The organism is Vibrio sp. RE86, assembly GCF_013114545.1.
Taxonomy (GTDB): Bacteria; Pseudomonadota; Gammaproteobacteria; order Enterobacterales; family Vibrionaceae; genus Vibrio.
Window position 1 is genome coordinate 108,340 of record NZ_VTXI01000001.1, and the last position, 13,050, is coordinate 121,389.

Genomic DNA, 13,050 nt, shown 5'->3' on the forward strand with positions numbered 1-13,050 from the left:
AAAAATATAGGATTTACAGGACAAGAAAAGGAAATGGCTTACATCTGAATATGGCCAGCGGCTTTGATTTTTACATGGACCATATTGCCTTGTAGGTAGCTAAGCGGGATCTCACTGCGTTCAATTACTGATACATTCTCTGGGCATGCGCCCGCTTCAATCGCTAACTCAATGGATGCTTGCTCAAGTTGTTTTAAGATGGCCTCACGGCGGCTTGGTTCAATAGGAACAATCTTGTCGAATTGCCCTGAGATTTCACCAAGTGCCACACCTATCGCATTGGCAACTTCGAAATGCTGAGGGCGAATGACGTCACTGACACCCTCAAATGAATCTGGGAACAAGGCACTGCCGCCGCCAACCATGATCACCGGTACACTGGCCGCTGAAGTTTTCATTTTATCGATGCCTTCTTCAACATCACTCACCATTTTTTGATAAACCACGGCGGCTTGCTCTTCGTTAACCCCTATTTCTGGTTGAACTGCGTGATCAGCCTGCCACTGCATTTGACCTGTTTTAAGCGCGATGTCCGTCAGAGTGAGCTCATCACCACCAAAGCTGCGAGCCGTTTGAGTCAATGTATGACCAACGCTTTCTGGCCCGAGCTTAATTTGTGAGTCTTCAAAACGTACCTTTGTTCCGCCGCCAATCGCAAGAGCAAGAATATCCGGCATGCGAAAGTTAGTGCGTACTTCACCGATTTCCACGGCCAGACTCGATTCTCGTGGGTAACCATGTGTGAGCACACCAATGTCAGAAGTGGTGCCACCAACATCGACCACGATGGCATCTTTCAACTGGGTGAGATGACTAGCGCCACGTATTGAGTTGGTAGGGCCACAAGCGACGGTCAAAATTGGGTACATGAGCGCAAACTCTTGCGACATTAATGTGCCATCGTTCTGACCGAAATAAGGCGTGGTGTGGATATCGTGATTGAGCAGTGCTTGGCAAAACCCATCGACGAATCGTTTTGCCGTTCCTTGGAGTGCGGCATTTAGAATGGTCGCGTTCTCGCGCTCTAATAGTCCTAAGCTGCCAACCTTGTGTGATAGAGAGATATTCACTTCTGGCAGCTCTTGCTGAACCCACTCGGCGGCTTTGAGTTCCTGCTCACCATTGACAGGAGAAAACACGCCACAAAGGGCAATTGAATCGACTTTTCCCTTCATTTTCTGACAGATTTGACGAATTTCCGCTTCTTGAATGTCGGCAATCAATTGACCGTCATATTCGTAGCCGCCGTGCGCTTGGTAGAAATGCTCACCAAGCAATGATTGCCATGCCTGACTCCAGCCACATAAAGGGGGAACGCTATCGCCGCTTGGCAATGACAGTCGAATCATACCAACGCGATCTAAGCCTTTTCGCTCTACAATGGCATTAGTACATTGCGTTGTTCCCAACATCGCGTGCTTAACTTGCTCGCCTGAAATATTGGCTTGAGAGAGTAAGCTAGTAATCGCATTGTTGATGCCGGTTGAAATATCGTGTGTCGTGGCCGTTTTGATCTTTGCAATCACATTGAGCTGTTTATCGAGCAATACTCCGTCTGTATTGGTCCCACCCACGTCGATACCTAAGCGGCAGTAATCCAGCGTTTTATCCGTCATGCTTACTTCCTTTCAATGCAGATTTAAGTTGCTCAATCGGTTGGTAATCGACCGAATAGCCAAAGTAGCGCGGGCCTGCGACTTCGATACCCTTTTGGCTGCGCCACTTAGGGTCACAAGGGTAGGCGATGAGATCGATGCGTTGACCGTATCTAAGCTGTTCTGTCGTAATAGGTTTACCTGTTTCGTGATCAAGAATAGAGATCAGATCGGGTGTAGAGGCCAGCAAGTTTTCTTGGCTCATGTCGTCAAGACTGCGCCCTTTGTGGGCTAACAAAAGCTCGTTTTGAAATTGGACAAATACGCTATCGACGCCTGTGTCTTCAAACTGAGCCAGTTTTTCGATGACGACACCGCCAGTTGCAAAACCACCGTCGGTTTCGCGTTGGATATCGACAATTTTGCCACTGATGATCGTATGTCCACCGACAATATCGAGAACGGCTTGCGTCCCGCTTTGATTACGCTCGTTAGCATTGCGAATCGCTGCGCCGATTTTCATTGCTTGAGTAAGCGTGGCTGGAAGGGCACTACGTTTGAGGCTCTTACCGTTCATCGGGTAGTCACACATCGCCGCAGAACCGCCCATTTGTTCTGTGATTGGGCGAGCAAATTTCTCAGACCAAATGCCATCGATAGGATACAGCGTGACTACATTGCCGCGCTCATCGGCTAGGGTATTGGGCGCGGAAGGCAGATCATCTAAGAAAAAGGTCACCATCTGTGCCTCAGGAAAGGCACGTCCCATTGCATCACAGTCGACAATGGGGATGTTTTTCTGTGCGGCCACCAAAATAGGGATCAATGAGTTAAATCCGCCAACCTCAATAGGAAACGTTGCTTGTATGTCGGTCTCTAACGCTTTTTCCATCGCTTCAAAGGCAACCAGCATCTGGTCTTTCGAATTGAGTTTTTCGACCGCAACGGTGGGCGCTCCAATCATTGAAGACGGCACCGTCATCCACTCATCCTGAACATCCTCTAACGGGATGATACGTACCGGCTGCTTTGCTTGAGCGATAGCTACTTTAGCCATCAAAGCGCCACTGTAAGGGTCACCCCCACCCCCGGTACCAAGTACCGTTGCACCAAGGGCAATATCATCAATCATTTGTTCAGTAATAATCACAACGGTTATTCCTTGTCACGTGAAGCGGTGAGTTTGACCAACGCCAAGTAGAAAAGACCAGCGGCGAGTATGCCATCAAGGGCTGAAATGCTGGTTAGCGAGAATAATTCAAAGAATTCAGGGGCTGTGCAGGCGCTAAACAGAGTGCCGAATGCCCAAGATGCCAGACCTTTAATCATCCAAGCGGGTACTTGTTGGATGTTGGCAAAGCTCATTTTGCTTGCGTCAATAATGTAGTACTGAACAATGTACACGCCAGCAGCTGGTGCAATGGTGACACTGAGTAGCATCAGAAAATCGGTAAATCGGTTGACCATGCCAAGTTGTGCGATCCCGATTCCGACAAGAGTCATCAGTATCACTAAGATTGGGCGAGGAATGTTAGGTAGTACCATCGACATGCATAAGCCGCCAGAGGTTAAGTTGCTACTGTTGGTTGTCCACTGCGCGAAGACAAGAACGATGATGGCGGCCATGCCTAAGCCCAATGAGAAGAAGACTTCTACCAGATCATCGGTGCCCGTCATCTTGGTTAGGATAAGAGCGATAAGGATGATGGCGCTGTTGCCCACTAGGAAGCCAATCCCAGCTCCTAAGATGGCGTCTTTTCGACTCTTTGCGTAACGCGCAATATCGGGTGCGGCGACCGCTGCGAGAATCCAAATGGACATCACGAATGAGATCGCTTGGCCAAGGGTCAGAGGATCTTCAATACCCGGGGCAGCACCACCTTGGTAATCGGCAGCCATGAAGAGGCCAATGGTTATTAAGGTGACCATCAATGGCACTGAATAAGAGCTCAATTTACCTAGGGCGCGAACACCGTAAATAGCGGTCATCATCATCAAGAGACTGCCACCGACAAGTGCAGTGAGATGAGAAATCTCAATATCGTATTTTGCTAGTGCATCGACCATGATGTAGGCGAAAAAGTCGGCTTGAAAAGCAAACCAACCCACAAGAGAGACACCGTTGATCAAGCCCAATATCTTACCGCCATTACGGCCAAATACTGCGCTGCTGACAAGAGGGGTTGATACTCCAGCTTGAAAGCCAATATTGGCGCAAAGCATGGCGATGATGGCGAGTAGAGCTGAACCGATGAAGGTGGCGAGAAGTGCATCTTCAAAGCCAATACCGCTACTTAAAATGGAGCCGAGGAACAGCCCTGAAATGTCGATACCGATCGCAAGCCATATAAGACTGATGACCCACCAAGAGCGCTTAGCTTTTTCTGGTACGGGTTCAAGTTCAAAGTCGTCGATCTTCTTATGACGCTCCGCTTGGTCGGTTTTGTTGATGTAAGTGTCTGTCGCCATTGTGTCATCCATGCATTGTTATTCCTCAATGATGAATAAAGCATACTGGTGTATTTAATTTTGTTAAATGAATATAATTAAATGCAAACATAGTAAAAAACAAATGTGAATCAGAAGATGAACCCAAACAACAAGTTAGATAAGCGTGATATCCGAAGATTGGAATTATTTTGTGAGATCGTAGAGCAGGGCGGGATCAACCAAGCTGTCGCAAGCACAGGTCTTAGCCAGCCTGTCATCAGTAATCAGCTTATCGCATTGGAAAAAAGCTTAGATTTAACATTATGCCAACGTGGAAGAAAAGGCTTTAAGCTGACTCATGAAGGCGAGCAAGTATATAAATATGCAAACCAACTGAAATCAACACTCACTGACTTTGCTTATAAATTACGTGGAGTTCAGAGTGAACTGTCAGGGCACGTTCGAGTGGGCTGTTTAGACAACACGGTCACATTAGCTAACAACCCGTTACCAAGCGCGATCGAAGCTTTCTACCAACTAAGTAACAGCGTCGAAGTGAGTGTCGATGTTGGAGATTTTTCACAGCTGAATGAGAAGCTAGGGAAAAACCAAATCGATATGATGATTGCCGTACTGGGTGAACATCAAAAACCAGCCTTTCCACATAAATACCCACTCTTTAGTGAAGACAGTTACTTGTACGCGCGAAAGGATCTAGCGGACAAAATTATGGATAACGACTTTTCGCTGGATGGCTGTCGAATCAATATGGGGGGCTATGCGAAAGATGAAATGTTCAAGCTATTAAATCTAGAACAGTACGACTCGGTAAAGCCTTTCGATGGTTGGCATGTTGAATCTGGGGTGCTTTTAACAATGGCGGGGACTCACCTTAGTTTTCTTCCCTCTCATTTGATTGATAGAGCCTCTTACAGTCAGTCTCTTATCGCCCTTCAACCCGATAAATGGCATCTGAAGAGCCAGTTCTATTTAATTACCAAGCAACCGTTGGAGTCTTTGTCGTCGGCCGCGCAGGCTTTTGCCGAGCAACTAACAGCAAGCTTGTCATAAGATAAAAAAAGCTGATGAACGTAATCATCAGCTTTCGTTTAGATAAGCAAGTCGAGCGATTAAATTGCGTCTCGGTTTGATGCCCAAGCGTACATCAGTTCAAGTGCAACCGTTGCTCCTGCTAATGCGGTAAGGTCGCTGTGGTCGTACGGGGGTGACACTTCCACAACGTCCATACCAACAATGTTTACGCCTGCTAGTCCACGCAGAATCTTCAGTACTTTATCTGAATTCAAACCACCACATACAGGCGTACCTGTACCAGGTGCAAACGCTGGATCTAAGCAGTCGATATCGAAAGTGACATACACTGGTTTGTCACCGATGATGTCTCGAATACGGATCACAATGTCGTCAGCACTTAGGTCATTGGCTTCCATCGCGTTGATGACATTAAAGCCATGACCCTGCTGTTCATACTCAGTACGAATCCCGATTTGCACAGAGTGCTTCGGCGAAATTAGCCCTTCATTCGGCGCATGATAGAACATGGTGCCATGGTCGTAGCTGCTGCCGTTGTCATAGGTGTCAGTATGAGCATCGAAATGAATCAATGCCATCTCACCATGGTGTTTTGCATACGCACGCAGAATTGGCAGAGTGATGAAGTGGTCACCACCCAAAGCCAGCATGGTTTTACCGCTTTTAAGGATCTCGCTGGTGGCGGCTTCTAGGCGGTATGTGAAATCTTCAGCATCGCCACAGTCAAACACCAAGTCACCCGCATCAATCACTCTTGCGCGGTCAAATACATTGAAGTCCCATGGGAACTTGTTTCCTTCCCACGCTAAGTTCACGGATGCACGGCGGATTGCGTCAGGCCCCATACGAGCCCCTGGTCTACCTGATGTCGCCATGTCTAGTGGTACACCCAGTACCACTAGGTCAGCATCGGCTGAGACAGGGTTGCGTAGGTAAGGTCTGCGCATAAAACTCATTGAGTTTGAGTAAAGCGAATAATCAGTCTTAGTAAACAAATCATTCATTTAGAAATCCTCTAAGTAGGTGTAACCCGTTAGGCCACCTTCTAATTCTTCTAATACGGTTTGTTGCTCGTCTGCGTTGACTCGCTCAGCGACTAATTCTCGGTAGTTGCTGCGAATCTTATCAACGTCGATGTGCACGTAACGCATCATATCTTCAACGCTATCGCCTTCATCAATACGCTCGATGACGGCTTCACCATCTTCACCAACAGTGACAACTGCGCTGTGGGTATCCCCAAACAGGTTGTGCATGTCACCTAAAATCTCTTGGTAAGCGCCAACAAGGAAAAAGCCCATTAGGTAAGGTTTGTCTTTATTCCATGCTGGTACTGGCAAGGTGGTTTCAATGCCTTGACCTTCAACGTACTGCTCAATGGCACCGTCTGAGTCACACGTAATATCAAGCATAACCGCACGGCGATCTTCAACGTTTTCCAAACCAGACAGAGGTAGAACCGGGAACACCTGATCAATACCCCAAGCATCTGGCAACGATTGGAATAGGGAAAAGTTCACAAAGAACTTGTCTGCTAGTCGCTCGTTCAACTCATCCAAAATAGGGCGGTGGAAACGGTTCTTGTTGCTCATTTGGCGGCTCAGCTCGAAGTAAATGCGCAGAGAAAGTTGCTCTGCCCATGCACGCTGCTGCAGGTTTAATACGCCTGTCGCGAACTGTGAATGCACTTCTGCTAAATCGCTTTGTGTATCGTTGTAAATCTCAATCAGTGCTCGTGCATCGCTGCCGTTTTGCACGTTCTCCCAGCTACGCCACATGTTTTGCAGCAGAGTCGGATCCTCGAAGCTAGGTGCCACAACCTGTTCAGGGTGGTACGCTTCTGTGCCAATCACATTGGTGATCAATACTGCGTGATGCGCTGTTAATGAGCGACCAGACTCAGAGATGATCACTGGCACTGGCTGTTCGTACTGCTGACATACATCACCTACAGTGCTGACGATGTTGCGAGCGTACTCAATCAAGCCATAGTTCATCGAGCTTGATGATTGGCTACGAGTACCGTCGTAATCCACCGCAAGGCCACCGCCGATGTCGAAATATTTGATATCAGCGCCCATACCACGAAGTTCGCAGTAGAAACGAGCTGATTCATTCACACCGTTGCGAATGTCGCGGATGTTGGCCATTTGAGAGCCAAGGTGGAAGTGCACAAGCTGCATTGCATCCAACTGGTCTTCTTGTTTTAGGCGCTCAATAACCGTCAGTACTTGAGATGCTGCTAAGCCAAATTTTGACTTTTCACCGCCGCTTGATTGCCATTTCCCTGCACCTTGAGATGCCAAACGGATACGAATACCCAAGCGTGGCTTCACGCCTAAGCTTTTCGCTTCTTTAAGCACAAGGTCTAGCTCTGAAAGCTTCTCTAGTACGATGAAGACTTTGTGACCAAGCTTTTCACCAATCAGTGCGAGGCGAACGTACTCTCTGTCTTTGTAGCCGTTACAAACAATCACAGAGCTTGCTTTCTGCGCCAGCGCCAGTACCGCAAGTAATTCTGGTTTGCTACCCGCTTCTAGACCCAATTGTTTGGTTTCTAGCTGCGCTTGGCTTTCCAAAATCTCATCAACCACTTCTTTTTGTTGGTTCACTTTGATTGGGTAAACCAACAGGTAGTTGTTTTGGTATTGGTACTCTTCAATCGCTTGGTTGAATGCTTGGCAGATCCCATGCACACGTTGGTGCAGGATTTGCGGAAAACGAACCAATACAGGTAAATTCAGTTGTTTTTGTTCTAGCTTAGAGACGATATTGCTCAATGGTACTTGGTGTGCGTTATCGCTACGAGGTGACACATACACTTCACCTTGGTTATCGATACCGTAGAAGCCTTGGCTCCAGTAATGAACATTGTAATCAGCACGAACACGATCAAGTTTGGAATTGTTTTCCACTTCAAATCTCACAAAGACAGGGAGAGAAATACATGACTCAGTGGAGCTAAGTCATACCTGACACGGGTCTGAATTGGGCTCTCTAAGCTTCCGCGTCGAGCGCATTAACGGACAAAAAGGCGCTTGAGTCTAACAAAATGAATTTGTCGTCACGATTAGATTTCATGGGGCGAGATTTAACTGCGTTTCTATGCATTTCAGATGCGAGTTTAAGTTGATTTAGAGCCTTTCATTGCCTAGGTTGAGTCGTTAAAATAGAGGGAAATTGATTACCTTTGGAAGAACCATGGCAAAACTGACACTTCAAGAGCAAATGCTAAAAGCAGGCTTAGTGAACGAGAAAAAACTCAAGAAAGCGAAGAAAGGCTCAAAGAAATCTCGTGTTCAAGCACGCGAAGTTAAAGCAGCTGTAGAAGAGAGTAAACGCCAACAGCAAGAGCGTGATAAGGCGCTAAGCGAAGAGCAAAAAGAGCAACGTCTATCAAAAGAGATCAAAGCGCAAATCAAGCAATTGATCGAGATGAATAAGATCGATCAGAAAGATGGTGACATCAAATACAACTTTACCGATGGCACGCTAGTTAAGTCGCTTTATGTTGAGCAGTTGATTCGTGACCAGCTAGCGAAAGGTATTCTATCGATTGCTCGCACGGATGAAACATACGTGGTTATTCCAAGCAGTGTCGCGAAGAAAATTGCGATGCGTGATGAGAGCGTGATCATTGAGCAAAATGCTCCAGCGGAAGATATCCCAGCTGAAGATGACCCATATGCAGACTTTGTCGTACCCGATGATTTGATGTGGTAGAACGCCATTTAACAATAGCGTTAACCCTTTAGAGAGTTATGCTGCTGTGATTTACTCGTTTAATCTAGCAGCATTTTACTCCGCTCTTATCACTGTCTACCACTCAATGATTCTAATCTTGCAGCTTTCAATATCTGCCGCTACGTCAAACTGACCTCGTGTTTCATCATATGTGAAACATTGTCCAAACTCTTTATTGAGATCTAGCTCATGTGCAGCTTTAAATGCGCAAGAGGCACTTTTGTTGTTACATTGAGTGATACGCTCTAATACACTTCGGTGAATATAGATCAGATCTGGCTGCGTACTGTTTTCTTGATTAAAGTATTTTACTGGAGTGCGTGGTTGATATTTGTAGGCTAGACGGAAATACCAAGTGCTTCTAGGGTTATGACTTGTATCTAAAACACTGGTGTTGATGTCAGCGACAAAACTAGGGAACAAAGGTTGTTCCGTAAAGTTAGTCTCATCTGTTAACTCTGAGAGCATCCATTTCAGTGAGCTGGCATTCATTCGGCTTTGATTGTAACCACCTCCGACATCTGAATGCGCGCCGCTAAACCATACTTCTTTTAGATTTAAATCTACTTTTTGCTGCTCACTACATTCCTGAATTAAGTGCTTTCGGGTGAGCAGTAGTGGTGTAAAGACAGTCGCGCGGTTGTCGTCAAGTGATACTGCATGAAATGCATTTTCAACATTACATAACTGGTCGCCATAGCGGTTGTTGGGTTCATCGACATTATCTTCACCATCAAGCCAGCCATAAGCTTCTACTGTATCCCAAAGGCCAAGTGCAGTGATTTTGATAGGATTATCGTAGTCAGGGAGCTCTGCTCCTAGTTGATTAAGTGTTTTATAGACCTCATCTTTACGTTTCGACTCTGGCTCAAATTTACCTTTGTAACTCGAGTAAATCTCATCAGCGGCTTTCGAGCTAGATACGTTGAGCGTCTCTACGTCAGGTATACCAGCAAATCGAATCATCGAAGTCAGTATTCGTGCTTGATAAGCGCCTCGGCTAAAGCCAAAGATATAGATCTTATCACCAGGGTTGTGATTATTGAGCAAATAGGTATAGGCTTGCCTAATTCGATAAGCGGCTCCCCAACCTGTTGTTCCACCGATGATTTTTCCACCAACGCCCACACCCTCTACATAAAAGCTGGCATAGTTACCTTTTCCGTACAAGTGGAGTAAGCTTTCCATCTCTTTGACGTTGGTTCTTGATGTCTCATCATTCGCGGTACCATCGAAGAAAATAACGATGTTTTTAGGCGTACATTCGCTTTTGTTGTTGCTGCTACAGTTGGATGCGGATTGCGAGTAGTTGTACGTTACAGGTGTAGGGGTTGAACAGCCAAGCAAAATAAAAAGTGGCAAAAAGAAAAACAGCACCTTGGTCATACCCAACTCCATCGATTAAAAATGAACAAAGTAAGGCTAGGTGCTAGCTATAGATTTGGTTATTTCGTCGATATTGTTATCGAGTAAAAGTGTAGAGTTAGTCCCGTTAACAACGGTAAGCAGTATCTGCCTTTCAGAAAAAGTGTGCTTTAGCACGTGAGAGGAAATAGGATTCATTCCTAAACCATAGATACAAAAAAACCAGCCACTAGGGCTGGTCTTTAGAATCTTAGTAATTGACGCTTAGGTCAATCTAAAATTAAGCTGGTACTACGTTAGCAGCTTGTGGGCCTTTTTGGCCTTGTTCAACTTCGAAAGAAACCTGTTGGCCTTCTTTCAGAGTTTTGAAACCTTCAGAAGCGATAGCACGGAAGTGAACGAATACGTCAGCACCGCCGTTTTCTGGAGTGATGAAACCGAAGCCTTTCTCTTCGTTAAACCATTTTACGATACCAGTAGTTTTGTTAGACATGATGTGTCCCTTATATATAAAAATTAAATTGTAGTGCGCTGAAAAATCGAACTATTTATTGTAAACAATGAAGCTAAGGGAAACACTGGGATAACAACGGTAACGCAGAATCTAAGGCTTTACTTTTACTTGCAGTTTCACAAATAACCCTGTCTTGCAGAGCGAAGTAAGTATTACCTGATTACCGGACTATGTAAAGCTATATTTCAGCAAAATTGTTTATTTTTTAACCAAGGAATGCACTCATTCCTTGGTTATCAAGATTTTAAGTTGAGGCAGGCTTTTGTTGGCCTGCTTTATCTCCAATAAAACCGCCCGTTTGGTGAGCCCAAAGTTGTGCGTAGATACCGCCACTTTGAACCAGTTCTTGGTGAGTACCTTGCTCTACCACTTCACCTTTATCGAGCACGATAAGTCGATCCATCGCCGCGATGGTCGATAAACGGTGTGCGATGGCGATAACCGTTTTACCTTGCATTAACTCGTTTAGGCTCTCTTGAATCGCTGCTTCAACTTCAGAATCCAGCGCAGATGTCGCTTCATCCAAAATCAGTAGAGGCGCATCTTTGAGTAGAACACGAGAGATCGCAATGCGTTGGCGCTGACCGCCTGACAACTTAACGCCGCGTTCACCAACTTGAGCATCGTAACCGACATTGCCAAACGGGTCGTTGAGCGTTTCGATAAACTCATGAGCGTGTGCTTGTTTGGTTGCGCGGAGTAGATCCTCTTCGCTCGCATCAGGATTACCATATAAGATGTTATCTCTAATCGAACGGTGAAGAAGTGAAGTATCTTGCGTCACCATACCGATTTTACTGCGTAGCGAATCTTGGGTAACGTCGGAAATGACTTGACCATCAATCTTAATCTTACCCTCTTCTACATCATGGAATCGAAGCAGCAAGTTAACGAGCGTTGATTTACCCGCTCCAGAGCGTCCAACTAAGCCAACTTTCTCACCTGGTTTGATGTTGAGGTTAAGGTTGCTGATCACCCCTTTCTCTTTATCACCGTAGTGGAAGCTGACGTTGTCGAATTCGATACCACCTTGTTCAACCACAAGTGGCTTCGCATTTGGTTTATCTTCAATATCAATAGGTTTAGCCAGTGTCTTCATACCGTCGACAACCGTACCCATGTTTTCAAACAGAGCGCCGACTTCCCACATGATCCACATCGACATACCGTTGATACGCAGCGCCAAGGCAATCGCGATAGCAATGGCACCCACGCTGATAGAGTTATCCATCCATAAGAAAATAGATAATGCACTAATAGAGAACACCAGTAAGTAGTTGGTAATTTCAACGGCCACATCGAAGCCAGTCACCAAACGCATTTGGCGATAGACGGTATCAAGGAAGCCATTCATGCCTTGTTCTGCGTACTCTGTTTCGCGCTTGCTGTGCGAGAACAGCTTTACCGTCGCAATGTTGGTGTAGCTATCAACAATACGGCCTGTCATGGTTGAACGAGCGTCGGCTTGCTCCGAAGCAACATTCTTTAGTTTAGGAACAAAGTAGATTTGAATACCGATGTAGCAGCACAGCCAAATCACCATTGGGATCATTAGTCGCCAATCGGCTTGGGCAAGTAGAACCACAATTGAAGTAAAGTACACCGACACATAGACAAACACGTCCATGGTTTTCATGACGGTTTCACGCACCGCGAGAGAGGTTTGCATGACTTTCGTTGCTACTCGGCCGGCAAAGTCATCTTGGTAGAAGTTAAGACTTTGCTTGAGCAAGTAACGGTGAGCTAACCAACGAATCGACATTGGGTAGTTACCCAGAAGCGTTTGGTGAATCAACAGTGAGTAAACAACGACTAGAATGGGCATGACTATGAGTAGAAGGCCGCCGTAAAACATCAGCTCACTTTGATTTTCTTGCCAAAAAGTTTCAGGGTTGCTGGTTGATAGCCAATCGACGAGATTCCCCATTGCACCAAAAAGTGAAACTTCGACGATAGCAACGATAGTCGACATGATTGACATAATGATCAGAGGGATTTCAAACCCCTTTGTATAGTGGCGACAAAAAGCAAAAATACCCGAAGGAGGCTGGTTTGGCTCTTGTTCAGGGAAAGGCTTAGTAAAGCCTTCAAACTTCTTAAACATACATTTGTTCCTAAGCACAAATAAAGACAACAGGTACGCCGTGAGGATTCGGCGTAAGTCCATAAATAGGAAGGGCAAATCAATGTTACTCTGTTCATGATTGAAATGTAATCAGTTTATTACTCCTTGTTTTGCATATTATCCAGAGTAAGACGGTAAAAAGTCTCGGTGACAATAAAGTTCACTGCGCTTGTTTGCTATCTCAGTAATTATCACTGCCAGAAGGTGAAATGGTAGGGTAAGTT

Annotated in this window: 10 protein-coding genes; 2 read left to right on the plus strand and 8 right to left on the minus strand. The window is 45.8% G+C overall.

The genetic code is table 11. The annotated features are described in order from the left end of the window. Positions 1–38: 38 nt before the first annotated feature. The 3 genes from F0231_RS00570 to F0231_RS00580 are packed head-to-tail and all read right to left on the minus strand — an operon-like array spanning position 39 to position 4,076. Positions 39–1,616, minus strand: a complete 1,578-nt coding sequence (locus F0231_RS00570) for a hydantoinase/oxoprolinase family protein (protein ID WP_171757770.1) — start codon at positions 1,614–1,616, stop codon at positions 39–41. Beyond that, positions 1,606–2,745, minus strand: coding sequence for a DUF917 family protein (locus F0231_RS00575; protein ID WP_171757771.1), 1,140 nt, complete (start codon positions 2,743–2,745; stop codon positions 1,606–1,608). Before F0231_RS00575 ends, F0231_RS00570 begins: the two co-directional genes overlap by 11 nt. A 5-nt stretch (positions 2,746–2,750) precedes the next feature. Then, positions 2,751–4,076, minus strand: a complete 1,326-nt coding sequence (locus F0231_RS00580; RefSeq protein ID WP_171757772.1) for a cytosine permease — start codon at positions 4,074–4,076, stop codon at positions 2,751–2,753. 93 nt (positions 4,077–4,169) lie between these two features. Between F0231_RS00580 and F0231_RS00585 the strand changes: the two genes are divergently transcribed. Further along, the gene (locus F0231_RS00585; protein WP_171757773.1) at positions 4,170–5,096 is read left to right on the plus strand and encodes a LysR substrate-binding domain-containing protein; all 927 of its coding nucleotides are present in this window, start codon (positions 4,170–4,172) and stop codon (positions 5,094–5,096) included. A gap of 59 nt (positions 5,097–5,155) precedes the next feature. On the opposite strand, the gene speB is transcribed toward F0231_RS00585, so the two are convergent. Further along, positions 5,156–6,082: an agmatinase gene (gene speB, locus F0231_RS00590; RefSeq protein ID WP_171757774.1), complete on the minus strand. Its 927-nt coding sequence runs from the start codon at positions 6,080–6,082 to the stop codon at positions 5,156–5,158. Beyond that, on the minus strand, positions 6,083–7,993 hold the full coding sequence (gene speA / locus F0231_RS00595; RefSeq protein ID WP_367613448.1) for an arginine decarboxylase: 1,911 nt from the start codon (positions 7,991–7,993) through the stop codon (positions 6,083–6,085). A 286-nt stretch (positions 7,994–8,279) separates the two neighbouring features. Between speA and F0231_RS00600 the strand changes: the two genes are divergently transcribed. Then, the gene (locus F0231_RS00600) at positions 8,280–8,801 is read left to right on the plus strand and encodes a DUF2058 domain-containing protein (protein ID WP_171757776.1); all 522 of its coding nucleotides are present in this window, start codon (positions 8,280–8,282) and stop codon (positions 8,799–8,801) included. Between the two features lie 96 nt (positions 8,802–8,897). Here the strand turns inward: F0231_RS00600 and F0231_RS00605 are convergent, their stop codons facing one another. The 3 genes from F0231_RS00605 to F0231_RS00615 form a co-directional block, all read right to left on the minus strand. After that, positions 8,898–10,208: a DUF2235 domain-containing protein gene (locus F0231_RS00605; protein ID WP_171757777.1), complete on the minus strand. Its 1,311-nt coding sequence runs from the start codon at positions 10,206–10,208 to the stop codon at positions 8,898–8,900. A gap of 259 nt (positions 10,209–10,467) precedes the next feature. Then, positions 10,468–10,680, minus strand: a complete 213-nt coding sequence (locus tag F0231_RS00610; protein WP_004744614.1) for a cold-shock protein — start codon at positions 10,678–10,680, stop codon at positions 10,468–10,470. Positions 10,681–10,945: 265 nt separating this feature from the next. Then, the gene (locus tag F0231_RS00615) at positions 10,946–12,805 is read right to left on the minus strand and encodes an ABC transporter ATP-binding protein (protein WP_171757778.1); all 1,860 of its coding nucleotides are present in this window, start codon (positions 12,803–12,805) and stop codon (positions 10,946–10,948) included. Between the last annotated feature and the right edge of the window lie 245 nt (positions 12,806–13,050).